This is a genomic window from Kribbella sp. CA-253562 (assembly GCF_050942265.1).
In the GTDB taxonomy this organism is placed as follows: domain Bacteria; phylum Actinomycetota; class Actinomycetes; order Propionibacteriales; family Kribbellaceae; genus Kribbella.
Window position 1 is genome coordinate 1,732,146 of the sequence record NZ_CP192049.1, and the last position, 24,045, is coordinate 1,756,190.

At 70.1% G+C, this 24,045-nt stretch carries 24 protein-coding genes; 13 read left to right on the plus strand and 11 right to left on the minus strand.

Features of this window, described 5'->3' with window-relative positions:
• Nucleotides 1-3: 3 nt before the first annotated feature.
• The 3 genes from ACQPXM_RS08400 (at nt 4) to ACQPXM_RS08410 (ending at nt 5,272) form a co-directional block, all read left to right on the plus strand.
• The gene (locus tag ACQPXM_RS08400; protein WP_432946502.1) at nt 4-858 is read left to right on the plus strand and encodes a helix-turn-helix domain-containing protein; all 855 of its coding nucleotides are present in this window, start codon (nt 4-6) and stop codon (nt 856-858) included.
• A 1,562-nt stretch (nt 859-2,420) separates the two neighbouring features.
• On the plus strand, nt 2,421-3,338 hold the full coding sequence (locus ACQPXM_RS08405; protein WP_432946504.1) for an NAD(P)-dependent oxidoreductase: 918 nt from the start codon (nt 2,421-2,423) through the stop codon (nt 3,336-3,338).
• A gap of 698 nt (nt 3,339-4,036) precedes the next feature.
• Nucleotides 4,037-5,272: a hypothetical protein gene (locus ACQPXM_RS08410; protein ID WP_432946506.1), complete on the plus strand. Its 1,236-nt coding sequence runs from the start codon at nt 4,037-4,039 to the stop codon at nt 5,270-5,272.
• 55 nt (nt 5,273-5,327) lie between these two features.
• Here the strand turns inward: ACQPXM_RS08410 and ACQPXM_RS08415 are convergent, their stop codons facing one another.
• The 5 genes from ACQPXM_RS08415 to ACQPXM_RS08435 form a co-directional block, all read right to left on the minus strand.
• A complete protein-coding gene (locus tag ACQPXM_RS08415; protein WP_432946508.1) occupies nt 5,328-7,547 on the minus strand; it encodes an NADP-dependent isocitrate dehydrogenase in 2,220 nt (739 codons plus the stop codon).
• Between the two features lie 181 nt (nt 7,548-7,728).
• Nucleotides 7,729-8,193, minus strand: coding sequence for an N-acetyltransferase family protein (locus tag ACQPXM_RS08420; RefSeq protein ID WP_432946510.1), 465 nt, complete (start codon nt 8,191-8,193; stop codon nt 7,729-7,731).
• A 40-nt stretch (nt 8,194-8,233) separates the two neighbouring features.
• Entirely contained in the window at nt 8,234-9,085 is an 852-nt protein-coding gene (locus tag ACQPXM_RS08425) for a hypothetical protein (RefSeq protein WP_432946512.1), read from the minus strand.
• Between the two features lie 10 nt (nt 9,086-9,095).
• Nucleotides 9,096-9,818 carry a helix-turn-helix domain-containing protein gene (locus ACQPXM_RS08430; RefSeq protein ID WP_432946513.1) on the minus strand — a complete coding sequence of 241 codons (723 nt, stop codon included), beginning with the start codon at nt 9,816-9,818 and terminating at the stop codon, nt 9,096-9,098.
• Between the two features lie 76 nt (nt 9,819-9,894).
• Nucleotides 9,895-10,470 carry a TetR/AcrR family transcriptional regulator gene (locus tag ACQPXM_RS08435; RefSeq protein ID WP_432946515.1) on the minus strand — a complete coding sequence of 192 codons (576 nt, stop codon included), beginning with the start codon at nt 10,468-10,470 and terminating at the stop codon, nt 9,895-9,897.
• A 76-nt stretch (nt 10,471-10,546) separates the two neighbouring features.
• On the opposite strand from ACQPXM_RS08435, the gene ACQPXM_RS08440 reads away from it, so the two are divergent.
• The 4 genes from ACQPXM_RS08440 to ACQPXM_RS08455 all read left to right on the plus strand — a co-directional run bounded on the left by ACQPXM_RS08440 (nt 10,547) and on the right by ACQPXM_RS08455 (nt 12,603).
• On the plus strand, nt 10,547-11,119 hold the full coding sequence (locus tag ACQPXM_RS08440; protein WP_432946517.1) for a GNAT family N-acetyltransferase: 573 nt from the start codon (nt 10,547-10,549) through the stop codon (nt 11,117-11,119).
• 51 nt (nt 11,120-11,170) lie between these two features.
• Nucleotides 11,171-11,362 carry a hypothetical protein gene (locus tag ACQPXM_RS08445; protein WP_432946519.1) on the plus strand — a complete coding sequence of 64 codons (192 nt, stop codon included), beginning with the start codon at nt 11,171-11,173 and terminating at the stop codon, nt 11,360-11,362.
• A 76-nt stretch (nt 11,363-11,438) separates the two neighbouring features.
• Nucleotides 11,439-12,044, plus strand: a complete 606-nt coding sequence (locus tag ACQPXM_RS08450) for a hypothetical protein (RefSeq protein ID WP_432946521.1) — start codon at nt 11,439-11,441, stop codon at nt 12,042-12,044.
• Nucleotides 12,045-12,117: 73 nt separating this feature from the next.
• Nucleotides 12,118-12,603, plus strand: a complete 486-nt coding sequence (locus tag ACQPXM_RS08455) for a hypothetical protein (RefSeq protein ID WP_432946523.1) — start codon at nt 12,118-12,120, stop codon at nt 12,601-12,603.
• 23 nt (nt 12,604-12,626) lie between these two features.
• On the opposite strand, the gene ACQPXM_RS08460 is transcribed toward ACQPXM_RS08455, so the two are convergent.
• A complete protein-coding gene (locus tag ACQPXM_RS08460) occupies nt 12,627-13,463 on the minus strand; it encodes a helix-turn-helix domain-containing protein (protein WP_432950964.1) in 837 nt (278 codons plus the stop codon).
• Between the two features lie 208 nt (nt 13,464-13,671).
• On the opposite strand from ACQPXM_RS08460, the gene ACQPXM_RS08465 reads away from it, so the two are divergent.
• Complete coding sequence (locus tag ACQPXM_RS08465) at nt 13,672-14,502, plus strand: SAM-dependent methyltransferase (protein WP_432946525.1); 831 nt, start codon at nt 13,672-13,674, stop codon at nt 14,500-14,502.
• Between the two features lie 24 nt (nt 14,503-14,526).
• Here the strand turns inward: ACQPXM_RS08465 and ACQPXM_RS08470 are convergent, their stop codons facing one another.
• Complete coding sequence (locus ACQPXM_RS08470; RefSeq protein WP_432946527.1) at nt 14,527-15,081, minus strand: helix-turn-helix domain-containing protein; 555 nt, start codon at nt 15,079-15,081, stop codon at nt 14,527-14,529.
• Nucleotides 15,082-15,150: 69 nt separating this feature from the next.
• Between ACQPXM_RS08470 and ACQPXM_RS08475 the strand changes: the two genes are divergently transcribed.
• From ACQPXM_RS08475 to ACQPXM_RS08485, 3 genes are all read left to right on the plus strand, one after another.
• Nucleotides 15,151-15,831 (plus strand): AzlC family ABC transporter permease, encoded by a 681-nt coding sequence (locus ACQPXM_RS08475; RefSeq protein ID WP_432946529.1) that lies wholly within the window; start codon nt 15,151-15,153, stop codon nt 15,829-15,831.
• Nucleotides 15,831-16,154, plus strand: a complete 324-nt coding sequence (locus ACQPXM_RS08480; protein ID WP_432946531.1) for an AzlD domain-containing protein — start codon at nt 15,831-15,833, stop codon at nt 16,152-16,154. Before ACQPXM_RS08475 ends, ACQPXM_RS08480 begins: the two co-directional genes overlap by 1 nt.
• A gap of 61 nt (nt 16,155-16,215) precedes the next feature.
• Nucleotides 16,216-17,022 (plus strand): hypothetical protein, encoded by an 807-nt coding sequence (locus ACQPXM_RS08485; RefSeq protein ID WP_432946533.1) that lies wholly within the window; start codon nt 16,216-16,218, stop codon nt 17,020-17,022.
• Here ACQPXM_RS08485 and ACQPXM_RS08490 read toward each other — a convergent pair.
• Genes ACQPXM_RS08490 through ACQPXM_RS08500 form a run of 3 tightly spaced genes read right to left on the minus strand, consistent with a single transcriptional unit; the run spans nt 17,019 to nt 20,705 of the window.
• Nucleotides 17,019-17,645: a class I SAM-dependent methyltransferase gene (locus tag ACQPXM_RS08490; RefSeq protein WP_432946535.1), complete on the minus strand. Its 627-nt coding sequence runs from the start codon at nt 17,643-17,645 to the stop codon at nt 17,019-17,021. The genes ACQPXM_RS08485 and ACQPXM_RS08490 overlap by 4 nt on opposite strands.
• Nucleotides 17,646-17,705: 60 nt before the next feature.
• Nucleotides 17,706-19,775, minus strand: coding sequence for a spermidine synthase (locus ACQPXM_RS08495; protein ID WP_432946537.1), 2,070 nt, complete (start codon nt 19,773-19,775; stop codon nt 17,706-17,708).
• Between the two features lie 57 nt (nt 19,776-19,832).
• Nucleotides 19,833-20,705: a S1 family peptidase gene (locus tag ACQPXM_RS08500; RefSeq protein ID WP_432946539.1), complete on the minus strand. Its 873-nt coding sequence runs from the start codon at nt 20,703-20,705 to the stop codon at nt 19,833-19,835.
• A 310-nt stretch (nt 20,706-21,015) separates the two neighbouring features.
• Between ACQPXM_RS08500 and ACQPXM_RS08505 the strand changes: the two genes are divergently transcribed.
• On the plus strand, nt 21,016-22,473 hold the full coding sequence (locus ACQPXM_RS08505; RefSeq protein WP_432946541.1) for an LCP family protein: 1,458 nt from the start codon (nt 21,016-21,018) through the stop codon (nt 22,471-22,473).
• 13 nt (nt 22,474-22,486) lie between these two features.
• Nucleotides 22,487-23,509 carry a glycosyltransferase family 2 protein gene (locus ACQPXM_RS08510; protein ID WP_432950966.1) on the plus strand — a complete coding sequence of 341 codons (1,023 nt, stop codon included), beginning with the start codon at nt 22,487-22,489 and terminating at the stop codon, nt 23,507-23,509.
• A gap of 13 nt (nt 23,510-23,522) precedes the next feature.
• On the opposite strand, the gene ACQPXM_RS08515 is transcribed toward ACQPXM_RS08510, so the two are convergent.
• Nucleotides 23,523-23,999 (minus strand): hypothetical protein, encoded by a 477-nt coding sequence (locus tag ACQPXM_RS08515; protein ID WP_432946543.1) that lies wholly within the window; start codon nt 23,997-23,999, stop codon nt 23,523-23,525.
• Between the last annotated feature and the right edge of the window lie 46 nt (nt 24,000-24,045).

Sequence of the window (24,045 nt, forward strand, 5' to 3'; positions counted from 1 at the left end):
CAGGTGGCCGATCTCAACCATGAGCTCGCGGACTTCCTCCGCCGCGCCCGCGCTGCCCGCGACCCGCAGACCACCGGACTGCCTGCCGACGGGCGGGTACGCCGCGTGGCCGGCCTCCGGCGCGAGGAGGTCGCGATGCTGGCCGGCGTCTCGACCGACTACTACACCCGGCTGGAGCAAGGGCGTCGCATCGTCCCGTCCCCGCAGGTGCTCGACGCGATCGCCGGAGCGCTCGACCTCGACGCCGCGGGGCGCACGCATCTCCGCAACCTGGTCGGCGCGGCTCGTGCGCCCCGGCAGCGGGCTCGCCCGGTTCAGCGGGTGCGACCCGGGCTCTACCAGTTGCTCGACACGCTAGACAGTCAACCCGCGCTCGTGCTCGGCCGCCGTACCGACGTACTGGCGACGAACCGGTTGGCGCGTGCGCTGTTCACCGACTTCGACCGGATGCCGGCCCGCGAACGCAACTACGCCCGCTGGATGCTGCTGTCCCAGGAGGCGAGAGACCTGTTCGTCGACTGGGAACAGCAAGCCCGCAACGCCGTCGAGAGCCTGCGCTTCTACACCGGCAACGCTCCCGACGACCCCGAGGCGCAGAAGCTGGTCGGCGAACTCTCGGTGGCCAGCCCGGAGTTCCGCCAGTGGTGGTCGGAGCACCACGTCCACCAACGCACCTTCGGCGCCAAACGCCTGCACCACCCCGTCGTCGGCGAACTGACCGTCGACTACGAGTCGCTCACCTTCCCCGGCGACCCCGAACAAACCCTGTTCGTCTACACAACCGCCCCGGACTCACCATCCCGCCAGGCGCTGGCCCTACTCGCCAGCTGGTCCCAGTCCCCGAGCCCGACCCGCTAGTTGAGCCCCGCCCGCTAGCCGAGCCGGACCCACTGGCCGAGCCCGACCCGTTAGTTGAGCCTCGCCCGCTAGCCGAGCCCGACCCAATCGCCGAGCCCCGCCCGCCCACCCCCGCTAGCCGAGCCCCGACTCACTGGCCGAGCCTCGCCCGTACGCCCGACGACTCGTGCTGCGGATCCGGTGCCCTCGGGCTCGTTGCGGAAGGTTGCCAGGGGACCGGTCGCCGGGCCGGCTGCGTGCCGCCGGTCGGCCCGATGCTGTCCTCGATCTACCGGCGGCTCAGCGTGCAGTTGCCAACGGCACTCATACTCATCACGGCCTTCGCTGACGGGGCGCTCGGACCAGCCGGAGTTTCTGCGCCGGCCGGCGACGGGGCGGCCGGACGTTGCTCGTGCCGACTACGGCGTAGTTCGCGCGTCGCTCTTGCCGGTGATGGCGTATAGGTGGGTCTGTTCACCCGGTGCAGCTGCCGGACTCGGGCCGACTGCTCGGTGGGCTGACGCCCACCACTGACCAACCAGCGCCGCAGCCGCCTCCGACCGGCGTGTCGCGGCGTGTCGCCTTCGATCGCCGGGCTTGGTCAGTGGTGGACGTCCGCCCCGAGCCGGCGTGGGTGTCGCTAGGGCGGCGGCGACCTAGCCGGAGTGCCCGGGTCGCCGGGCCAAGGCGGACGTGCATCACTGATCAACCAGCGCCATGCCCCCTGCGACTGGCGTGTCGGCGGCGAGTTGATTCGATCGTCGGGCTTGGTCAGTGGTGGACGTCCGCGGCGAGCCGGCGTGGGGGCGCGCGGCCGGGCGGTGGCGAAGGGCCAGGGTGTCCGGGCGCCGGGGCGGCGTGGGGTGTCGAGCGCCCGGCTGGGACTTTGGCACGGGCTGGAGTGTCCGGGCGACGGGGCCGGCGAAGGTGGCAAGCACCCGGCCGAGCCGCGGCGAAGGGCCGCAGTGTCCGGGCTCCCGGGCAGGCATGGGATGTCGAGCACACGGCCGGGCCGCGGTGAACGGGGTGGGGGCGTCAGAGCTCGTGGGCCGGTAAGGGCGGACGTGCACCACTGATCAACCAGCGCCGCAGCCGTCGCTGACCGGCGTGTCGGCGGCGTGTCGCCTCGATCGCCGGACTTGGTCAGTGGTGGACGTCCGCGGCGAGCTGGCGTGGGAGCGCGCGGCCGGGCGGTGGCGAACGGGCCGGGTGTCCGGGCGCCCGGGGTGGCGTGGGGTGTCGAGTCCCGGCCGGGGCCGCGGTGAACGACGTGGGGGTGTCCGGGCTCGTGGGCCGGTGGGGGCGGACCTGCACCACTGATCAACCAGGGGCCACAGCGGTCTCCGATCGGCGTGTCGCGGCGTGTCGCCCTCGATCGGCGGGCTTGGTCAGTGGTGGACGTCCGCCCCGGGCCGCGTGGGGTGTCGAGCACGTGGCCGGGGCGGCGGTGAACGGGAGGCGGTGTCCGGGCTGTCGGGCGGGCGTGGGGTGTTGAGCATTTAGCCGAGGCGGCGGTGAACAGGCTGGGTTGTCCGGGTGTCCGGTGTCCGGGTTTCAGGGCCGGGCGCCCGTACGCTGAGGTCGTGGGTGTCGAGGGTGTGGCGTCGGTTGCTGTGGTGGGGGTTGGCAGGATCGGGGCGCCGTTGGTTGGGCGGTTGGTTGCTGCGGGGTACGAAGTGGTGGGGACGGACATTCGTCCGGAGCGGCGTGGTGTCGTCGAAGCGGCGGGTGCGCGGTGGGCGGCCGATTTGGGGACGGCTGTGGCGGGTGCCGGCGTCGTGTTTACGGTGATGCCGGGTGGGCCTGAGCTCGAGGATCTGGTGCTTGGCTCGGGTCGGCTGCTGGCGCGGTTGGCTGGGGGCGCGGTCTGGGTCGACCTGACGAGTGCGTCGGTTGAGCTCGGCCAGGAGTGCGCGCGGGCCGCGGCTGCGCAGGGGATCGCTCATCTGGAGGCGCCGATTGGTGGCGGTGTGGATGGGATGCGGGATGGAACGCTCACGCTGTATGTCGGGGGCGAGGGCGGCGTGCTCGCTGCGGCTGAGCCGATTCTGCGGACGTTTGCGACGACGATCCATCATGCTGGTGGTCACGGCATGGGCTATCTGACCAAGTTGTTGATCAATTTGCTGTGGTTTGGGCAGGCGGCTCTGACGACCGAGGTGATGTTGCTCGCTCAGAAGCATGGGCAGGCGCCCGGGTACCTGCGCGAGATTCTCCGGGGTAGCGCGGGGGACAGTGCGTTCGCCGAGCGGCATCTGCCGGCGCTGTTGGGTGGTGACTATCTCGCTGACTTTGGTCTTGACCGCTGCGTCGAGGAGCTCGACTCGGTTGAACGAACCGCTGCCCGGGCCGACGTTCCGCACCCCATCACCGCTGCTGTCGCCGCCCTGCACCGCTCTGCCCTCCACCGCTATGGTCCTGTCGACGGGGAGCTGATGGCCGCCGCTTGGCTGGAGGAGCAAGCCGGCACCCGGCTCCAGGATCCGCCTCCGCGGAGTTGACTCCGGTTGGCACGAGCACCCGCAAGAGTGGTTCCGGCCGGTCGGGAGTCGTCACGACTGCGAGTGGATCGGCAGCGCGCCGGCTGCGTGAGGGTGGGTCCGGGGTGGTCGGGGCGAGCTGGCGCGGGTCGGTAGTGCGTCCGCTGCGTGGAGTTGATCCGGCTGCTCGGGGGTTGCTGCGAGTTTGGCGTGGGTCGGTAGTGCGTCCGCGGGGTGAGAGTGGAGGTGGGTGCTCGGGAGTCGCTGCGAGTGTGGCGTGGATCGGCAGCGCGTCCGTGGCGTGAGTGGATCGGGCTGTGCGGGAGTTGCCACGAGCGGGCGGGTGGATCGGCAATGGGTCCGTGGTGGGAGGGTGGATCGGGCTGGGTGGGGGTCGCGGCGGGCGTGGGGTGGATCGGCAGCGCGCAGCGTGAGGGTGGATCCGGCTGTTCGGAAGTTGCCACCGTCGCGGCATAGACCGCCAACGTGCGCGCCCGCCGCGAACCGGACGGCATAGCCCCCGCCTCCACCGGGTATCTGACCGTCACTCCACGTGGTATCCCGCACACCGCACGGGGTCGAAAGCGAAATCTTTCGGGTTATCCCCATTGCGCTCGGTGGTCGGTTGGATACATGCTGCGGAAGGTTGTTGTCAGCAACCGTCGTGCGGCCCGTGAGAGGGAGCTTGCTCCTGCCGCTGACTGGACCGAGGAGATCTGATGAGATTCCGCCCCCGCCCCCTCGTGCTCGCCACGTTGAGTTCGTTCGCCCTCGTCGCGGCCGCCGCCGGTGGTGCCGTCGCGGCTGTCGGCGCCGACAGCGCCGGTACGCCGGCCGGCAGCGCCGCAGCCGAAACCACCTCCGCAGCCAAACAAACCTCCGCCGCCAAACAAACCCCCGCCGCCAAACCAACCCCCGCAGCCACCGACACCGACGGCGACGCCCTACCCGACACCTGGGAGACCAACGGGTACGACGCCAACAGTGACGGCGTCGTCGACGTCGACCTGCCCGGTATGGGCGCGACGCCGACGAAGAAGGACCTGTTCGTCGAGATGGACTACATGGAGGGCCGGCTGGCCAGCACGACCGCGCTGGACCGGATCGTCCAGAGCTTCGCCACGGCCCCGATCAGCAACCCCGACGGCAGCACCGGGATCCGGCTGCATCTCGACGCCGGGTCGGCGCGCGGTGCGGCGTACGACCTGGGTGGCGGAAATCAGGTGCCCTACGACAGCAACCTGCAGCCGGCCGTGCAGCAGACCGACGCGATCAAGGCGACCCACTTCGCGCCGGCTCGCCAGGCGGTCTTCCACTACATGCTCTGGGCCGACGACTACGACAACACCTGCAGCAGCGGCAACGCGTTCGCGATCCCGAACGACACGTTCATCGTGACGATGGGCCCGAAGTGCAACTGGACCGTCACCGAGAACATGAACGTCGGCACGTTCATCCACGAGCTCGGCCACGACCTCGGGCTGACCCACGGCGGCAGCGACAGCGTCAACTACAAGCCGAACTACCTCAGCGTGATGAACTACCACTTCCAGTTCGACGGCGTCCCGCGGACCAGTGGCGCGGCCTGGTTCAGCTATTCCAGCTTCGCCCCGCCGACGCTGACCGAGACCAGCCTGAAGGAGTCGGCCGGCCTCGGCAGCGCCGCCTCGACCTGGCGGACCAAGTGGAGGTGCCCGGACAACACCACCCGGACCTCCGGCGCGGCCAACCTCGGCATCGACTGGAACTGTGACGGCGACGCCACCGACACCACGTCGGCCGACGTCAACCGCGACGGCCGCACCACCACGCTGACCACCCAGAACAACTGGGCCAACATCCGCTTCGGCGGTGGAGACGTCGGCGGCGGCGACGCGCAGAGCAAGACCACCACCCCGGCGCACGAACTGCAGGAGATGACCCAGCAGGAGTACGCCGAGCAGCACCAGCACTGAGTACGACGAAGGGGTGCCCACACCTGATCTGGTGTGGGCACCCCTTCGCGCTACGTCAGGACAGCGTCGCGAGCGCGTCGTTCCAGGTCTTCGACGGACGCATCGCTGCAGCGGCCAGCTCCGGGTCGGGGTGGTAGTAGCCCCCCAGCTCGACCGAGCCGCCCTGAACCGCGAGCAGCTCCTCGACGATCGTCTGCTCGTTGCTCGCCAGCGTCTCCGCGACCGGCCCGAACACCTTGGCCAGGTCCGAGTCGTCGGTCTGCTTGGCCAGCTCCTGCGCCCAGTACAGCGACAGGTAGAAGTGGCTGCCGCGGTTGTCGATGCCGCCGATCCGGCGGGTCGGCGACTTGTCCTCGTTCAGGAACGTCGCGGTCGCCCGGTCCAGGGTGTCGGCCAGCACCTGCGCCCGGGCGTTGCCGGTGGTCTGGGCCAGGTGCTCGAAGCTCGCGGCCAGCGCGAAGAACTCGCCCAGGCTGTCCCAGCGCAGGTAGTTCTCCTTCGCGAACTGCTGCACGTGCTTCGGCGCCGAGCCGCCCGCGCCGGTCTCGAACAGCCCGCCGCCGGCCATCAGCGGTACGACGGACAGCATCTTCGCGCTGGTGCCGAGCTCGAGGATCGGGAACAGGTCGGTCAGGTAGTCGCGCAGCACGTTGCCGGTCACCGAGATCGTGTTCTCGCCGCGCCGGATCCGCTCCAGCGACAGCTTGATCGCGTCGACCGGGGCGAGGATCCGCAGGTCCAGCCCGTCGGTGTCGTGCTCGCCCAGGTACTCGTTGACCTTGGCGATGATCTGCGCGTCGTGCGCGCGGGTCTCGTCCAGCCAGAACACCGCCGGGTCGCCGGTGGCCCGGGCCCGGGTGACGGCCAGCTTGACCCAGTCGCGGATCGGCGCATCCTTGGTCTGGCAGGCGCGGAAGATGTCGCCGGCCGAGACGGTCTGCTCCAGAACGACGTTGCCGTCGGCGTCGACCAGCCGAACGGTGCCGGTGGTGGCGACCTCGAAGGTCTTGTCGTGGCTGCCGTACTCCTCGGCCTTCTGCGCCATCAGGCCGACGTTCGGGACCGAGCCCATCGTGGCCGGGTCGAACGCCCCGTTGGCCCGGCAGTCGTCGAGCACGACCTGGTAGATCCCGGCGTAGCTGCTGTCCGGCAGCACGGCGAGCGTGTCGTGCTCCTGGCCGTCGGGGCCCCACATGTGACCGGACGTGCGGATCATCGCCGGCATCGAGGCGTCGACGATCACGTCGGACGGCACGTGCAGGTTGGTGATGCCCTTGTCGGAGTCGACCATCGCCAGCGCCGGGCCCTCGGCCAGTTCGGCGTCGAAGGAGGCCTTGATCTCGGGGCCCTCGGGCAGCCCGGCCAGGCCGTTCAGGATGCCGCCGAGGCCGTCGTTCGGGGACAGGCCGGCCTTGGCCAGCACCTCGCCGTACGTCGCGAAGGTCTTCGGGAAGAAGGCGCGCACGACGTGACCGAACACGATCGGGTCGGAGACCTTCATCATGGTGGCCTTGAGGTGCACCGAGAACAGCACGTCGTCGGCCTTGGCCCGGGCGACCTGCGCGGTGAGGAACTCGCGCAGCGGCGCGACGTGCATCACCGACGCGTCGACGACCTCACCGGCCAGCACCGGGACGGACTCGCGCAGCACGGTGGTCGAGCCGTCGTCGCCGGCCAGCTCGATCCGCAGCGTGCCGTCGGCGGGGATCACGACGGACTTCTCGGTCGAGCGGAAGTCGTCGGCGCCCATCGTGGCGACGTTGGTCTTGGAGTCCGGCGTCCAGGCGCCCATCCGGTGCGGGTGCGTCTTGGCGTAGTTCTTCACCGAGGCGGGCGCGCGGCGGTCGGAGTTGCCCTCGCGCAGCACCGGGTTGACCGCGGAGCCCTTGACCTTGTCGTAGCGGGCCTGGATCTCCCGCTCCTCGTCGGTCTTCGGCTCGTCGGGGTAGTCCGGCAGCGCGTAGCCCTGGCCCTGCAGTTCGGCGATCGCGGCCTTGAGCTGCGGGATCGAGGCCGACACGTTCGGCAGCTTGATGATGTTCGCCTGGGGCGTCTTGGCCAGGTCGCCGAGCTCGGCCAGCGCGTCGGCGATCCGCTGGTCCTCGGTCAGGTACTCGGGGAACAGCGCGATGATGCGTCCGGCCAGCGAGATGTCCCGCGTCTCCACGGCGACCCCGGCCTGCGCGGCGTACGCCTGGATCACCGGCAGGAACGAGTACGTCGCCAACGCCGGCGCCTCGTCAGTGTGGGTGTAGATGATGGTCGGATCAGTCACCGTGTACTCCGCTCCCAGTCTGCCAACGTGATGGCCCGTACGGGCCCGGCGCGTCGGCGATCGGCCGTCGCGCGTCGTGGCCGGGATCCCCCGGGCCGACCCCCACCTTAGTGGCGCTCCGGCGCCGGCCCGGTCGCGGGTTTCACCGCCGGATCAGCGTGTACTGAGGGTGACCGGCCGGTCAGAGCCGTGGTGCGTAGGCGTCGTACGGCCAGGCGGCGAGCACCTTCGTGTTCAGGCTCGCGCCGAGGCGGGCGTAGAAGCGCTGGGCGCCTTCGTTGGAGGTGCGCATTCCCCACGTGATCGTGAGCCGGCCGGGCAGTGCGGCCGCGCGGGCCAGCTCGAGCATCAGCAGTTCACCGATGCCCGCGCCTCGGAAGCGTTCGCGGACGTACAGGTCGTCCAGACCCAGAACCTCCCGGCCGGTCCACAGGTGAATCCGCCGGACGGCGGAGACATAGCCGGCCGGCTCTCCGTCGTGCTCGGCCAGCAGCACCGTCACCGCGTCGTCGGCGAGCAGCTCCCGCCAGCGCTCGACCGTGACGGTGATGTATTGACCTTCGTCCTGGTGGTCGGCCAGCTCGCGGACCAGCGTGTCGACGAGTTCGGCGTCTTCGGGACCAGCGGATCGGACCTTCGTGGGCATCGGCAGCACCTCCTGGTCCAGCACTGTACGGACGGGAGGGTCACAGGCGGCCGTTGGTGCGCAGTGTCGCGATGGCTTGCACGGTGGCGATGCCGCGCCAGTCGAGGGCCTGGCCGGGGGACCAGTGCAGGTAGTCGACGTCCCAGCCGCCGTCGTCGTGCTGGCCGGCCGTGAGGCGGTCGAGATCGGCCTCGAGCTGCTCGGGCGTGAACAGCGCGCGGCTCGGTGTCCCCGGATGCGGCGACATCGCGACCGGCGTGATCTTCTCGTTCTCGGTGCCGCCCTCGACCGGAAGGTTGCCGTCAGCATCGAGTGACGTGCGGAACCGGTCGACCGCCGCGGCGGCGCGGGCCGGATCGGGCACCGCGTCCAGGAAGTCGAGCGCGAACTTCACCGTGTACCCGCTGACGCCGTCGGCCGCCTCGATCGTCGTCCAGCACCAGTCGGTGGCGGCCTCCAGCCACGGGTGCGACGATCCGGCCTGCCAGAGCTTGGCCGCGATCGCGTAGGTGAGGAACCCGCTCTCCGGCGCCGGAATCATCCACGGCGCCCGCGGATGACCGTCCGCGCTCGGCAGCACGGTCGGTACGCCGCCGTCGGGATTGCTGATCGTGGTCAGCCAGTCACCGATCTCGCCGACCAGCGGATCACCGAGCGCGCCGAGGCTCGCGAGGATCTCCAGCGCCTGCAGTACGGCGGACGGCTGGCTGTCCGGGCACCGGACGTCGGGTTCGAGCGCGTGGCCGAAACCGCCGTCGGGCGTGCGGTAGGCGCGCAACGCGTCGAGCACCGGGCCGGCCGGAGCACCGTGCAGGAGAACGGCCAGGCGGTGCCGGTCGATCAGGCGGGCGTTGGCGTGGACGAACTGTTCTGCTGCGTCGAGGTCGATCATGGACCCGACGTTAGGCGGCGGTCAGTGCGGCGTCTTTCAGGAAACGGACAGGCGTGAGGCCGGTCAGCCGGCGCACCTCGTCGGACATGTGCGCCTGGCTCGCGTACCCGGCGGCGAACGCACGGATCGCCAGCGGGTCGTCGCCGGGCTGGGCGATCAGCCGGCGCAGGCGGGCGACGCGAGCGAGCATCTTCGGGCCGTAGCCGACGGCGTTCTGCAGCCGCCGGTTGAGCTGCCGCTCGCTGAACCCGAGCTCGGCGGCCGCGGCGGAGACGCGCACGCCGGGCTCCGCGAGTTTGCGCGCGGCCGCCAGCGCCAGCGGGTCCGGGGTCGCGTGACGCCGTAGTACGGCCTCGGTCAGAATCCTCAGCCGCTGGTCTGGATCGGCCGCCACCATCGCCTCGTCGAGTTGCTCGCCTGCGGCGCCCCAGACCAGGCCGGCGCTGACCCGGCTGTCTCGCACCTCCGAGGCGGGCAAGCCGAGCACCGCGCCCGCCGCTCCGGGGCGGAGGCGGATCGCGCAGGTGCGGTCGCCCGCATCGGCCGGCCGGCTGATCCAGGGCCTGGTGTCGGCGCCGACGACGGCAAGACCTCGCTCGGCGCCGAACCAGACGAGGTCGACGCAGCCGTCCGGGATGACCCGCGTGATCTTGCCCGGCACCGGGTCGCTCTCCCACAGGCATGCGACCAGCGGCTCCAGGCCGACCGGCGACCGGTACTCACGGTAAGTCACGCCTTCGAGGCTAACTCGCCCCACCGACAACCGCCGCCCGCGTCGTGTTCGCTCACCGGAATGGGTGCCGGACTGTTCACGACAGCCGCGCCCGCAGGCCGAGCATCAGCAGGTCGAGGCCGTCGCTGAACAGCTCGTCCGGACCGCCCGCGGCGACGGCGGCCAGCGTCCAGTGGGCGATGGTCTCGAAGATGTCCCGGGCGTCGGTCTCGGAGATGCCGAGGGCCACCAGAGCGTTGAGCTGCGCCCGGACCAGCGCGGCCCGCGAACCGCCGCCCTGGTCCCGGTACGGCGTGGCCTTGGCCTGGATCAGCGCGGCCAGGCCGGGATGCTCGGCGTAGAACTCGCGGAGCCGGTGCGACCCGGTCGTGGTCACCGCGATCCACTCGTCGAGGCTCCCGACCTGCTCGTACGCCGTCCGGTCGGCCGCGAAGGAGTCGAACGCGTTGCGGGCCACCAGGTCCAGCAGGTCGTCCTTGTTGCGCACGTGGTGGTAGAGCGAGGGAGCCCGTACCGACAACCGCTCGGCCAGTGCGCGCATCGTCAGGCCGGCCACCCCGTCGGTCCGGATCACCGCCAGCGCGGCCTCGACGATCGCCTCGACCCGCAGCCCCGCCGCGGCGTGCGACGACGGCCCGCGCTGCTCCGGCACCTGGAAATCTCCCTTGTCCCGCCTTGTCTAAGGCCATTAGCCTACTCGTCTAACAGTGTTAGACGAGAGGATCGCCATGCCCGGAGGACTGCGCCCCGACTACCCCGTGAAAACCGAGCGACTCGACCTGCGGCCGCATCGGCGCGAGGACCTCGACGACCTGCTCGCCTTCCACTCCGATCCCGACGTGGTTCGCTACGTGCCGTGGCCGGTCCGGGACCGCGAACAGACGCGCGTCGCACTGGAGGCCAAGCTCGGGCAGGCCGAGCTGACCGAGCCGGGGCAGTGGCTCGTCCTGGCGATCGAACTGCGGGAGACGCGGACGGTGATCGGTGAGGTGCTGCTCAAGTGGGCCAGCGACACCGACAGGCAAGGTGAGCTCGGCTACGCGCTGAACACCGAGTACCACGGTCGGGGATTCGCCGCCGAGGCCGCGGAGGCGATGCTCAAGCTCGGGTTCGACGACCTCGGCCTGCACCGGATCTGCGCGGTGATCGTCGCCGGCAACGACGCCTCGGTCCAGTTGGCGCGGCGGCTCGGGATGCGCCAGGAGGCCCACTTCGTGCACAACGCGTTCTTCAAGGGGCAGTGGATCGACGAGTTCGTCTTCGCTCTGCGTGACGACGACTGGCGAAATCGCGTCCGGTGAAACACTCGCCCCCGGTTCTCCGATAGACCAGCAGAGAGGGGGCCTGAGGCAATGAAAATCACGGGAGAACCGGCGTGGCGGCTGGTCGCGCTGCTGCGTTTGGTCGAGCGCGAACCGGTCGAGGCGGGCGGCGAGGACGTCGTGCTGGACGCCTGGTTCGGGCCCCACTCGCCCGGCTCCCGGACGCCCCGCCCCTGGGCCTGTCTGCATCCCACGCGGCGCCCCGAACCCCCGCTGCCCTGAGCGAGTTCGCCGACACTCGCCGTCATGTGTTGACCACCTGTGGTGTGGGCACTTGACTGGGGAGAAGGAGGTTCAGATGGCGGCTGCGGGGATTTTCGGTGGTCGGCGCTATCGGATCGTGTGGATGGCCGTGGTCGGCTTCCTCTTGCTGGCCGGATGCGGCGCGGCGGTTCTCCTGATCAGCCCGACGACCTGCCTGATGACGTTCGTGATGGGCGCCGGCACGGTCGGCTCGGTCTACCTCAGCGCCGGCATGGCCGACGGCAGACCGGCGCGCCACGTCGCCAGCCAGGTCGTCAAATGGTCGCTGCGGTCCGGGATCCTGACGCTCGCGGTCTGCGGGTACGCCGTCACCGCCGGCTGGACGACGATCGCTCTGGTCCTGGCCGTCGTCGCGACCGCGCCGTACGTCGTCGCGCACCTCTGGACGCCGGCCTCGACGGTCGAGCAGTACTCCGACGAGGAGCTCTGCCTGGCCTGGTGCCTGAGCACCGCCGCGCTCGAGTCCGCCGCGACGGCCGAGCAGCGCCTGGCGATCACCGCGACCCGGCTCAGCTACCTCGACGAGCTGGAACGCCGGCAGCCCGAGACGTTCGCCGCCTGGCTGGAGACCTCGCCGCAGGCCACCGCCGATCCGAGCGACTTCTTCATCCGGACCGATCACCACACCGCGTCGGACTGAGCCGGCCCAAGAAAGGGTTAAGGCTGCCTCGACTTCGTTCCTGGTGGGGCCGGGCGGTCACTACGATCGCCGGATGCCGGGGACGACGAGTGGTGGCGTGATCCGGTCCCGCGACCAGGTGGTCGTCCGGCGGGATCCGCAGGACACGTACTTCTTCCTGACCATGCCGCGCAACGTGCTGCGCACCCATCCGCTGGTGGTACACCTCACCGGCGTCACCGATCGCTGCGCGGTCGCCGGCGACGAGGTGACCCAGGTGCTGGCCAGCGGGGACGAGATGTTCTCCGCGGTGTGGACGGTCGGCCGGGCCGAGTGGGGCCACCGGTGGAGCGTCGCGACCCCGCAGTACGGGTGGCGCGGCGTCGGCGCGCAGGTCGACTACCTCTTCGAACCAGTTGCCGAGGGCACCAAACTGACCCGGGTGATGACCGTCCGGCTGGCGCCGGGGCACCAGGAGTGCCGCGCGCTGCGGCAGTTCACCGACCGATCGGTGCCGGAACGCTTTCTGCGCAACGTGAAACACCGGGTCGAGGCGGTCCGCGGCGCGTTCTCGTTCTGATCCCGCCGTCCGCCGAGCCGCGCTCACTCGGTCGTCGTCGCGAGGATCTCCCTGATCAGTTGCTCCGTCTCGCGCGGCGTACCGGCCGCGATCGACAGCGCGTCCATCGTGACGTGGTACTTGTCCAGGTCCTCGCGCTTGTCCAGGTAGACCGCACTGGTCAGGTGCTCGATGTAGACCACGTCCGGCAGCTCGACCTCGGCGAACCGCAGGATGCTGAACGCGCCGCCGGTCGCGGCGTACAGGCCGGCCTTGAACGGGATCACCTGCAGGGTCACGTTGACCCGGCGGGACATCTCCAGCAGATGCTCCAGCTGGTGCCGCAGGACGCCGGGCGTGCCGACCTCGCGCCGGAGCACCGACTCGTCGATCACCGCCCACAACCGCAGCGGGCGCAGACCACGGGTCAGGACGGCCTGGCGCGACATCCGCAGGGTCACCAGCCGCTCGACCTCGACCTGCGGCAGCGGGGCTTCGCTGTGGCCGAGCTGGGTGACGGCGCGGGCGTAGTCGGCGGTCTGCAGCAGGCCCGGGACGAACTGCGACTCGAACGTCCGGATCATGTCGGCGGCCATCTCGAGACCGAGGTAGGAGTGGAACCAGTTCGGCGTGAGGTCGTCGTAGCGCTGCCACCAGCCGGGGTTGTTCGCCTGCTGGGCCAGCTCGAGCAGGCGTTCGCGCTCGGCCGGATCGGTCTGCCGGTAGAGCGTGAGCAGGTCCTCGACGTCGCGCGGTTTGAAGCCGACCTTGCCGAGCTCGAGCCGGCTGATCTTGGACTCCGAGCCACGGATCGCCCAGCCGGCGTCGGCACGGCTGATCCCGGCCTCCTCGCGCATCCTGCGCAGGTGAGCTCCGAGCATGATCCGCAGGGCGGTCGGTCCGCCCGGCGCGCCCTGCTCCTCGGTCACCACGACCCTCCCCAGTCGGTCTCGCGCGACGTGCCCGCCGATCTTCGCACGTTCGGCGCGGTCGCGGGCAGTGGGGACTCGCTACCGGGCGTGATTTTCCGGCTGCGATGTGGTTAGGCTCGGACCCTCAGCCGAACCTTCCCCCGAGTGAGGTCGCCGCATGCCCGATGCCACCAAGGCTCCCAGTTCCGTACCGGTCGGGGTGGACACCACCCGGGCCAGCATCGCCCGCGTGTACGACGCGGCGCTGAACGGCAAGGACAACTTCGAGATCGACCGCGAGGTGCTGCGGCAGGTCGCGACGGTGGCCCCGCAGGTGAACGACCTGGCCTGGTCGAACCGCAACTTCCTGATCCGGGCCTGCCGCTTCCTGGCCGGCCAGGTCGGCATCACCCAGTACCTGGACTGCGGGTCCGGACTGCCGACCGCGGAGAACACTCACCAGATCGTGCAGCGGCTGCAGCCGAGCGCCCGGGTGCTCTACATCGACAACGACCCGGTGGTGCTCGCGCACGGCCGTGCGCTGCTGGAGGAGAACGACCAGACCCTGTTCCTCAGCGCCGACATCTTCAAGCCCGACGAGGTGCTGAGCCTGCCGCAGGTGCGCGAGTTCCTCGACTTCAGCCAGCCGATCGCGCTGATCCACAACGGCACCCTGCACCACTACCTGGGCGACGACGCCCCCGAGCTGATGAAGACCTACGTCGACGCGCTGGTGCCCGGCTCGTACTCGGTGATCGCGCACTTCTACGACCCGCAGACGCCCGAGCACTCCGCGATCGCCCGCGCGATGGAGGAGAAGTTCACCCACAGCCCGATGGGCAGCGGCGTGTTCCGCACCTACGAGCAGATCCGCGCGCTGTTCCCCGGCCAGGAGCTGGTCGAGCCGGGGCTGGTGCTGTGCGACGACTGGTGGCCGGACGGCCCCCGGGTCAAGCCGCTGAACCAGGTCGAGGAGTGCATCGCGGGCGGCGTCGGCCGCAAGGTCTGACCATCTGTTGCCTGCGGCAACTGATCAGGACGTCTCGGAGACCAGTACGGCAGTGGTGTCCGGCTCCAGCGCCTGGAACAGGTGCGGGAGGTCGCCCGGGTAGGCGATGTAGTCGCCCGGGGTGAGCTCGACCGGTTCGCTGCTGAGCCCGATCAGCGCGCGGCCGGTGCTGAGTACGACGTGCTCGACCGTGCCGGGCATGTGCGGCTCTGACTTGCGGCCCGGGCCGGGGGAGACCGTCAGCCGGTAGATGTCGCGGCGCGCGTTCGGTGGGCAGGACGCGACCAGCGTCGCGCTGTAGTCGGCCTGCTCGGAGTAGATCGCCGGGCCCTCGTGCGCCCGGATCACCTGCACCTTCGGCTTCGGCGGATCGATCAGGTCGCCGAATTGGATCTCCAGCGCCACGCAGAGCGCCCACAGCGTCTCGACGCTCGGGTTGCCGGTGCCGGACTCCAGTTGCGACAGCGTGGACTTCGCGACGCCGGCGCGTTTGGCCACCTCGCTCAGCGACAATCCGGCCCGGGCGCGTTCCCGGCGCAACGAGCTCGCGATCACGTCGAGCGGTGCCTTGCTGTCCATTCGCGTTCGCTCCATCGGTCCATGCGTTCGCCTTGACGAACGACGCCTTCTTTGTTCATCATAAAGCCCATGCGTTCGACATGGCGAACACTCGACCCCGGGCTGGCCCGCGACATCGCGTTGGTCTGCCTCGCCGACGGCGTGGTCGGACTGTCGTACGGCGCGATCAGCGTCGGCGGCGGCCTCGACCTGTGGGTGCCGATCGCGATGTCGCTGCTGGTGTTCGCGGGGGCCTCGCAATTCTTGTTCGTCGGGATCGTCGCGGCCGGCGGCTCGCCGATCGCGGCGACCGTCGCCGGGCTGCTGGTGAACAGCCGGCACGTCGCCTTCGGGCTCGCGGTCAGCGACGTGATCGGCCACGGCTGGCGCCGGGCGCTCGGCAGTCACGTGATGACCGACGAGAACGTCGCCTTCGCGCTCGGCCAGGACGAGCTCCGGCACCGGCGCGCGGCGTACTGGGCCTGTGGGATCGGGATCTTCGTGTGCTGGAACGCTGGGGTGGTGGTCGGGGCCCTGGCCGGGTCGGTGATCACGGACACCGACGCGTTCGGGCTGGACGCCGCGTTCCCGGCGGTCCTGCTCGCGCTGGTCCTGCCGTCGCTGAAGGACAAGGCGACCCGGACGGCCGCCTTGGCCGGGTCGGTGGTCGCGCTCGCGGTGACGCCGTTCCTCCCGGCCGGTCTGCCGGTGCTGCTGGCCCTCGTCGGTCTGCTCTTCTACCGCCCGGCCCGAACGTTGGAGCCCGCCTGATGGACAACCCAGCCCTGGTACTCGCCGGCATCCTGGTCCTTGCCGCAGGCACCTTCGCCCTGCGCGTGGCCGGGCCGCTGATGCGCTCGCGCTTCGAGCTCTCCGACCGGGTCCAGCAGTTGCTCTCGACGGCCGCCGTGGTCTTGCTCGCGGCGCTCGTCGCCACCGCCGCACTGACCGCCGGCCACACGCACGCCGGGATCGCCCGCCCGGTCGGCGTACTGGTCGGTGGAGTCCTGGCCTGGCGTCGCGCTCCCTTCGTCCTGGTCGTCGTCGCCGCCGCGGCGACCGCTGCCGGGCTGCGGCTTCTCGGCGTTCCCTAGCCGCTCGCCCTTTCGGGCAATTCGGCCGGCGACGATCCTCTCGCGGGCTAGCGTGCGGGGTATGACGAGCCATCCCGGAGGACCAGCGGCGCCGAAGCGCACCCTGACCTGGGTCGCGGTCGGTTGCTTCGTCCTCGGGCTGGTGCTGAGCGGGATCTTCGTGATCCGGCTGGTGCAGAACCTGCCGGAGGCGCCGGAGCGCGTCGACGGTGGACCGGTGCGGCTGACCTCCGACGGGCTGACCGTGTACTCGTCGGTGCCGACGCTGCTCCCACCCTGTACGGCGAAGGACGCGTCGGGCACCGACATCCCGCTCGAGCGGGTGAAGGGGTCGCAGGAGATCACCCTGAACGGCGACACCTGGTACGTCGTCGCCCAGTCGGTCGACAAGGTCCCGGCCCAGGAGGTCGTGGTCTCCTGCGAGAGCCCCGGCACCGCGGCGTCGTTCTACGCCGGCCCCAAGCTCGCACTCGGCTCCCTGGTGGTGTCGGTGCTGCTGGCGATCGGCTCGTTCCTGCTGTTCTTCCTGGTCGGCATCGTGCTGATCATCGTCGACAACGTTCGCCGCCGCCGCGCGAGAAAGGCAACCATGGCTCACCCTGGTCCGAACAACCCCGAGTACCCGTTCCCGCCCACCGACGGCGTGGACCCCGACTACCCGGCGCCGCAACCCGCCCCGCCGGGTCCGGGCAACGACGGTGTCGACCCCGACTACCCCGCCCCGCAGCCCGCTCCGCCGGGCCCGGGCAACGACGGCGTGGACCCGGACTACCCGGCCCCGCCGGCGGACGGCGTCGACCCCGACTACCCCGCACCGCCGGCGGAGACCGACGGCGTCGACCCCGACTACCCGGCCCCGACGCGCTAGCCGGCTGACGCCAGCCAGTAGTAGCCGAACTCCTCGAAGCGGATCTCCGAGCCCAGCGCCCGGAGGTCCGCTTCGACCGTTCCCGGCTGAGGGAAGTTCTTGAGGATCTCGTACGCCGATCCGTCGGCCAGCCGCCGTGTCTGGTAGGTGTCACCGCCCGGCCGCACCGACGTCACCGGCGAGCTGCTGCCCTCGACGTACAGGTTGTCGATCAGCACCACCTGCCGCCCACACCGGCCCAGCCGCTGGACGAACTCCGCGGTCTCAGCCCGTGGCACGTGCGACCAGAAGAAGCCGGCGAACACCACGTCGAAGCCGCCACCGACCTCGTCCAGCTGTGCGACGTCCGCGGTCCGGAAGGACACCTCGCCTGAGTAGGCCCGCTCCCGCGCGACGGCCAGCGTCTCTTCGGCGAGATCCGTGGCCAGCACGGATCGCGCCGTGCCGGCCATGACGGCTGTCCAGTAGCCGGTCCCGGCGGCGACCTCCAGCACGGTCTTCCCGCGGACCAGTTCGGCCACCGCCGACCGGAGCCGGCGGAGGTCGTCCTGGCGTTCGGGCTTGGCGTACACGGCGTCGTACTCGCGGGCGCGGCGCCGGTAGTACTCGGGCAGGTCGGTCATCGGGAACCTCCGTCGTCGGTCGCGGAGGCCCGGTCGGACCCAGACATCAGAACCTAGGCGTCAGGACCCCACTCCTGCAACGGATTTCGGCCGGAGCAGGAAGGCGCCGATGTACAGCAGCGCGGCGATCACGATCAGGCCGTCGAAGCCGATCAGCAGCGCGGCGTACTCCAGGCAGCCGCCGAGCAGGGCGCCGAGCAGGTTGGCGCCGAAGCTCGCGGTGCCGTCCGCGGTGTCGGTGAAGCGCTTGGCGAAGATCACGTTCGCGGCGAAGATCGGCAGGAACGCGATCAGCACCGCGACGAGCGCGCGCAGGCCGACCGGCATGCTCAGCAGCCAGCTGTCGGGGAAGATCCAGCTCAGCAGCAGCCCGCCGAACAGCACGACGTACATCGTCTTCAGCGGTGGAGTTCTGAAGCGTCTGGTGACTTCGACCGCGGCCAGGACGGCGACCAGGACACCGGCGAAGACGATCGCGTTGACCACCCAGGTGGTGCCGAACAGCAGCGCGAAGCCGGTGATCGACTTGGTCTCCAGCAGCATGAAGCCCGCGCCGAGCAGGAACAGGTCGGCGTACGGCTTCATCCGCCGGTACGACGAACCGCCGCCGGCGATCCCCACGCCGATCAGTCCGGCGACCAGGATCAGCCCGAGCGTGATCAGGTACAGCGACGGGATCCGGTCGGTGAACAGGTACAGGAACGGGCGGTTGTCCGTGGCCGGCGGCGGCGTGGTCGCCGACGCCCCGGCCCATTCCGCGCCGCAGGCCTGGTCGGCGTTGGTCAGCCCGACCGTGACGACCGCCTGCTGCAGGTCGTCGCCGACCTTGTCCACGCAGGGCTTGTGCCCGAAGGCCTTCTCCGCCGTCGATGCCAGCCGGTCGATCAGCCAGGTCTCGCGGTAGTAGTTGTACATCGCGAACGCGCCACCCGGTGCCAGGTGGTCCCGCGCGCTCTCGAACGCCTGCTCGGTGAACAGGTAGCTCTCCAGCCGCAACGAGCTCGCGCCGTTCACCAGCGTCAGCGAGTCCGGCAGGGCCAGCAGGATCAGGTCGTACTTCTTGTCGGTACGCGACAGGAACGCCCGCCCGTCGTCGATGTGCGACGTCACCCGCGGGTCCTGGTACGGGTGGTCCGGGTGCTGCTCACGACCGATGTCGCGCAGCCGCGGGTCGATCTCGACCGCGTCGACGTGCTTCGCACCGTTGCGCAGGGCAACGGCCACGTCGGTGCCGGAGCCGGCGCCGATGATCAGCACGTTCTCCGGGTTCTTCTTCGCCGCCCGCTCGTAGGGCAGCCCGTACTGCGGCTCCCACTGCAGCCGCTTCTCGGCCGGGATCGCCTGCTGGTGCGGGACGCCGTTCACGGTGATCGTGAGCAGCGGCGTGTTCTCCCACGTCGACGACGAGGTCTGCACCTTGTAGTACGGCGACCAGCTGTTCTCCGGCCGGGTCGACTCGTGCAGCAGCACGCCGAGCATGGCCAGCAGGGGAGTCGCCACCAGCGCGGCGCTCAGCGCGGCCGCGGTCGCCTTCTGCCCCGGCACCATCAGCGTGAGGAACCCGATCGTGACCAGCAGCCCCCACCAGATCGGCGGCGCCCCGACGAACGACAGCAGCGTGAACGCCACGATGCCGGTCAGGCTGCCGATCAGGTCGTACCGGTACGCCGTCAGCCGCGGCAGCTCGGTGAAGCAGCGCCCGACCAGCTCGGCCGGCCCGGCCAGGACAACGGCCGCGGCGACGAAGATCACCGGCAGGATCACCCACACCGGCGGGCCGGTGGTGTCCAGGCTGGTGAAGTAGATGACGCTGTCGCCGGACCGGTTCACGGTGACCGGCTTCCAGGCGATCACGAGCACCAGCAGGCCGAGCATGATCGGTGAGTAGTACGGCAGCCGCTTCGCCTTGCCGGCCCGCAGGATTCCGATCCCGATGCCGAGGAACGAGCCGAGCAGCACGAAGTTGGAGAAGTAGCTGAGGTGAACCACGTTCGATCCGGTCCAGCGGATCAGCGCGAGCTCCAGGAACAGCATCAGCGCGCTGGCCGCGACGAGCCGCGGTTTCACGCCGATCGGGCTCTGCCAGCGTTGTGGTCCGGCCGTGCGAGGGGTTGACGAATCCACTGCCATGGGCCGGGACCTTACCCATGACAGTGGCCTGCGTCACCCCCTCCGCGCGGCGTAGGTCTACCGGCGCGTCGGCTTCGGCAGCTGGCAACCGGTCTTGTTCAGGTCGATCGTGCGGGACGCGGTCAGGCAGGTGTAGAGCCACCACGTCTGCTGCCCGTACGCCGCGCCCTGGTCGACGGTGACGTTGCCGTTCGCATCGACCTCGCACGGGTTGTTCACCGTGCAGCGGGCGCCGTCCTCGTTGCCGGTGTTGTTGACGCCGATCACCTCACCGGTGCTGGTGCTGACGATCGGCGAGCCGGAGGTTCCGCCGATCGTCTCGCAGCCCGGCTGCTGGTACTTGATCGAGTTCTTCCAGGTCCAGTTGCCCTCGCGCAGCTCGGGAATCGTGGCCTGCACCGAGCAGGTGTAGATCCGCTTCCAGTAGCCGGACACGACCGCCATCCCGGCGCCGTCGGCCGGGCCCTGCTTGGCCAGCGTCAGCGGCGTGACGTTCAGCCGCGACCTGATCGAGTTGTAGGACTCGTTCACCTCGTACACGATCATGTCGGTCTTGGTCATCGTGCCGTAGAGGATCCGGCTGGCCCGGACGGTGCCGGCGTTGCTCGCGTTCGGCCGCAGCAGCGTGATCGACCGCGTCGACGCGCGGTTGACCAGAACGACACCCGGGTTGAGGAATCCTCCCTCGTAGCAGTGACCGTTGGTGAGCACGAGCGCCTTGTCGGTGCCGACGGACTCGGCGTACCGGATCAGGGAGGCCGAACAGTTGCTGAGCGCCGCGATCCCGGTGTAGTCGGCGCCGGGCGCGGCGGCCTTGGCCGGTGCGGGTGCCGACGCGGCAGCGGGCTCGAGCGCGTGGGCCTGGCTGCCGCTCAGCAGCACGGCGCCGCAGGCCAGAGCGGACACGAGAACGGAACGGACGAGTTTCATGGGCGGTGATCCTTTGTCCTCACGGGGTACTTGTCGGACTCTTCGTATCCGAACCCGGCCGTCCGGGCCATCACGAACGCGTGAACGCCACTGACGCAGGGGTTTCCCTCCGCGATCGGACTGTTACCCTGCGTTTCCGTCCGAACCACAGGCCTCCTGGGTACGTCGTACCAGCGAGGGAACAACCGGCCCGGCGGCGCGTCTGATCGAGGCGCTGGTGGGCCCCGGCCATACTGGACGACGCGACGACCGGCCACGGGGGCCGTCCCGGCTACGACCGGCAGCGCCGAACGGAGAACGGAAGGACGTCATGCCGCAGGACAAGCCAGACCTGCGCAATCTCAGTGAGCCGGTGCGCTTCAAGCGGGCGTTGACGCTGCTGCTGATGACGCTGGTCCTGCCAGGGTCCGCGCAGATCGTGGCCGGCAGCAAACGGGCCGGCCGCTACGCCTGGCGGGTGATCGCCGGACTGGTCGCGATCGTGGTGTTCCTGGTGCTGCTGTCGCTGGTGTGGCGCTCGGGCACGATCAACATCATCGTGTCGCCGACCACGTTGCGCATCGTGCAGGTGCTGCTGATCGTGCTGGCGATCGGCTGGGCCGCGCTGTTCGTCGACGCCTACCGGCTCGGCCGGCCGCTCACCCTCGAACGCAACCACCGGCTCACCGCCAGCATCCTGGACGGCGTGCTGGTGCTGGTGGTCGTCGGCGCGCTCGTCTGGGGCAGCACGATCGTCTCGGCGCAGCGCGACTTCGTCGCCAGCGTCTTCGGCAACGGCCAGAAGTCCAAGGCCGAGAAGGGCCGCTACAACGTGCTGCTGCTCGGTGGCGACTCCGGCGCGAACCGGATCGGCGTCCGGCCGGACAGCATCACGCTGGCCAGCATCGACGCCGACACCGGCCGCACCGTGCTGATCGGCCTGCCGCGCAACATGGCCAAGGTGCCGTTCCCGGCCGGGACCGAGATGGCCAAGCAGTTCCCGAACGGCTTCGAGTGGGACGGCTGTGGCCACGACTGCTACCTGAACGGCGTCTACACCTGGGCGTCGGGGCACAAGCAGCACTTCCCCGGCGTCCAGGATCCCGGTCTGGTCGCCACCCAGCAGGCGGTCGAGGGCGTGACCGGGCTGAAGGTCAACTACTACGTGCTGATCGACATCGCCGGCTTCCAGCACCTGCTGAACGCGGTCGGCGGGATCACCGTGGACGTCGGCAAGAAGGTCCCGATCGGTGGCATCGGCGGGCCGATCAAGGGCTACATCCAGCCGGGCAAGAACCAGCACCTGGACGGGTACCACGCGATGTGGTTCGCCCGGTCGCGGGCCGGCGCCAGCGACTACGAGCGGATGACCCGGCAGAAGTGCGTGATGACCGCGATGCTGAACCAGCTGTCGCCGCAGAAGGTGCTGACCAAGTTCCAGGGCATCGCCGCGGCCAGCAAACAGGTGGTCAAGACCGACATCCCGTCGGGTGAGCTGGGGACGTTCACCGACCTCGCGCTGGACTCGAAGAAGCTTCCGGTGTCATCCTTCTCGCCGGTCCCACCGCTGATCAAGACCGGCGACCCGGACTTCGACCTGGTCCGGTCCAAGGTCGCCGAGGCGATCGGCAAGTCCGAAGCGCTGGACAAGGCGTCCAAGGACGGGGACGGTGAGAAGACGGACACACCGAGTAGCGTGTCTGCCAGCAAGAAGCCGGTCACGGCCGGCAAGACCCCGTCCAAGCCATCCACCGACGTCGCCGACGTCGCACAAGTCTGTAAGGCCTGACCTGAAGATGCCACTGTCCAACTGGCCCCCGGTCTCCGTCGTGATGCCCGTGCTGAACGAGGAACGACACCTCGAGGAGGCTGTCGGTCGTGTCCTCGACCAGGAGTACCCCGGCGAGCTGGAGGTGGTGCTCGCGATCGGCCCGAGCAAGGACCGGACCGAACAGATCGCGGCCCGGCTGGCCGCCGCCGACGCCCGGATCACGATCGTGCCGAACCCGACCGGCAAGACGCCGGCCGGCCTGAACGTCGGCATCGCGCACGCCCGGCACGACATCGTCGTCCGGGTCGACGGGCACGGCGTACTGACCCAGGGCTACATCCGCCGGGCGGTCGAGGTGCTGCACGAGAGCGGCGCGGACAACGTCGGCGGCGTGATGGCGGCCGAGGGGCGGACGCCGTTCGAGATGGCGGTCGCCTGCGCGTACCGGTCGCGGCTCGGGCTGGGCGCCTCGACGTTCCACCAGGGCGGCAAGGCCGGACCGGCCGACACTGTCTACCTGGGCGTCTTCCGGCGGCAGGCGCTCGAGCGTGTCGGCGGCTTCGACGAGTCGATGCACCGCGCGCAGGACTGGGAGCTGAACTACCGGATCCGCAAGACCGGTGGGCTGATCTGGTTCAGCCCCGACCTGTCGGTGACGTACCGGCCGCGGTCGTCGCTGTCGGCCGTCGCGAAGCAGTTCTTCCACACCGGCCAGTGGCGCCGCGAGGTGATCCGCCGGCACCCCGAGACGGCCAGCAAGCGCTACCTCGCGCCGCCGGTCGCGGTCGGCCTGCTCGCCGTCGGCACGATTCTCGGCATCCTCGGCCTGATCGTCGGCAGCCCGATCCTCGACCTGGGCTTCGTGATCCCGCTCGGCTACGCCCTGGCCGTGATCGCCGGCTCGGCCATGGAGGGCCGCTACCTGCCCTGGAAGGCGCTGTTCTGGCTGCCGGCCGTGATCGCCGCCATGCACGTGTCGTGGGGGCTCGGCTTCATCGTCGGCCTGCAGGAGAAGCCGGCCGGCCCGGCGCTCACCACGCCGGGCACAGCCTGACCGTCGGACGGCGTCAGCGCCGGGTCATCGTGGACTGGTAGCCGCCGCCACCGGGGTAGATCCACTCGCCGGCCATCACCCGGTCGCCGTCGGTGAACGTGCCCTCGAAGTACGCCGGGCTGCCCTTCGGGCCACCCCAGATCGTCAGCTTGTCGCCGTCGAGCTCGTAGGTGTAGTCCAGGGTGTTGCCGGTGGAGTCGTAGAAGCGGGACACGACGTCCGCCCCGGCGGGTTCGCCGAACGGCCGCAGGTTGCCGATGATCTCCAGTCCCTTGACCTGCTGGCCGTACTGCTCGAGCTCGACGGTCTGCAGCAGGAAGTAGCCGCCCTCCATCCACTCGTACTTCACGACGCCCTCGGCGCCGCCGGTGACGGTCCACTCCCCGACCAGCCGGTCGAGCGCCTTGAGGCCGGCGGTCGGGGCGGGAATCTCGTGGTTCTCGGTCATCTCGGTCTCCTCGGTTGCGGTGCGCAGCTCCTGCGCACTCACCGCCACCTCGAAGCCGGCGTCCCGGCTTCAACATCCCTGTCGATGT

Excerpts from the sequence above, each read along its gene's own strand:
- ACQPXM_RS08410 (WP_432946506.1), top strand. The coding sequence starts at position 4,037 with ATGAGATTCCGCCCCCGCCCCCTCGTGCTCGCCACGTTGAGTTCGTTC.
- ACQPXM_RS08420 (WP_432946510.1), bottom strand. The coding sequence starts at position 8,193 with ATGCCCACGAAGGTCCGATCCGCTGGTCCCGAAGACGCCGAACTCGTC.
- ACQPXM_RS08425 (WP_432946512.1), bottom strand. The coding sequence starts at position 9,085 with ATGATCGACCTCGACGCAGCAGAACAGTTCGTCCACGCCAACGCCCGC.
- ACQPXM_RS08440 (WP_432946517.1), top strand. The coding sequence starts at position 10,547 with ATGCCCGGAGGACTGCGCCCCGACTACCCCGTGAAAACCGAGCGACTC.
- ACQPXM_RS08445 (WP_432946519.1), top strand. The coding sequence starts at position 11,171 with ATGAAAATCACGGGAGAACCGGCGTGGCGGCTGGTCGCGCTGCTGCGT.
- ACQPXM_RS08450 (WP_432946521.1), top strand. The coding sequence starts at position 11,439 with ATGGCGGCTGCGGGGATTTTCGGTGGTCGGCGCTATCGGATCGTGTGG.
- ACQPXM_RS08455 (WP_432946523.1), top strand. The coding sequence starts at position 12,118 with ATGCCGGGGACGACGAGTGGTGGCGTGATCCGGTCCCGCGACCAGGTG.
- ACQPXM_RS08460 (WP_432950964.1), bottom strand. The coding sequence starts at position 13,463 with ATGCTCGGAGCTCACCTGCGCAGGATGCGCGAGGAGGCCGGGATCAGC.
- ACQPXM_RS08465 (WP_432946525.1), top strand. The coding sequence starts at position 13,672 with ATGCCCGATGCCACCAAGGCTCCCAGTTCCGTACCGGTCGGGGTGGAC.
- ACQPXM_RS08470 (WP_432946527.1), bottom strand. The coding sequence starts at position 15,081 with ATGGACAGCAAGGCACCGCTCGACGTGATCGCGAGCTCGTTGCGCCGG.
- ACQPXM_RS08475 (WP_432946529.1), top strand. The coding sequence starts at position 15,151 with ATGCGTTCGACATGGCGAACACTCGACCCCGGGCTGGCCCGCGACATC.
- ACQPXM_RS08480 (WP_432946531.1), top strand. The coding sequence starts at position 15,831 with ATGGACAACCCAGCCCTGGTACTCGCCGGCATCCTGGTCCTTGCCGCA.
- ACQPXM_RS08485 (WP_432946533.1), top strand. The coding sequence starts at position 16,216 with ATGACGAGCCATCCCGGAGGACCAGCGGCGCCGAAGCGCACCCTGACC.
- ACQPXM_RS08490 (WP_432946535.1), bottom strand. The coding sequence starts at position 17,645 with ATGACCGACCTGCCCGAGTACTACCGGCGCCGCGCCCGCGAGTACGAC.
- ACQPXM_RS08495 (WP_432946537.1), bottom strand. The coding sequence starts at position 19,775 with ATGGCAGTGGATTCGTCAACCCCTCGCACGGCCGGACCACAACGCTGG.
- ACQPXM_RS08500 (WP_432946539.1), bottom strand. The coding sequence starts at position 20,705 with ATGAAACTCGTCCGTTCCGTTCTCGTGTCCGCTCTGGCCTGCGGCGCC.
- ACQPXM_RS08505 (WP_432946541.1), top strand. The coding sequence starts at position 21,016 with ATGCCGCAGGACAAGCCAGACCTGCGCAATCTCAGTGAGCCGGTGCGC.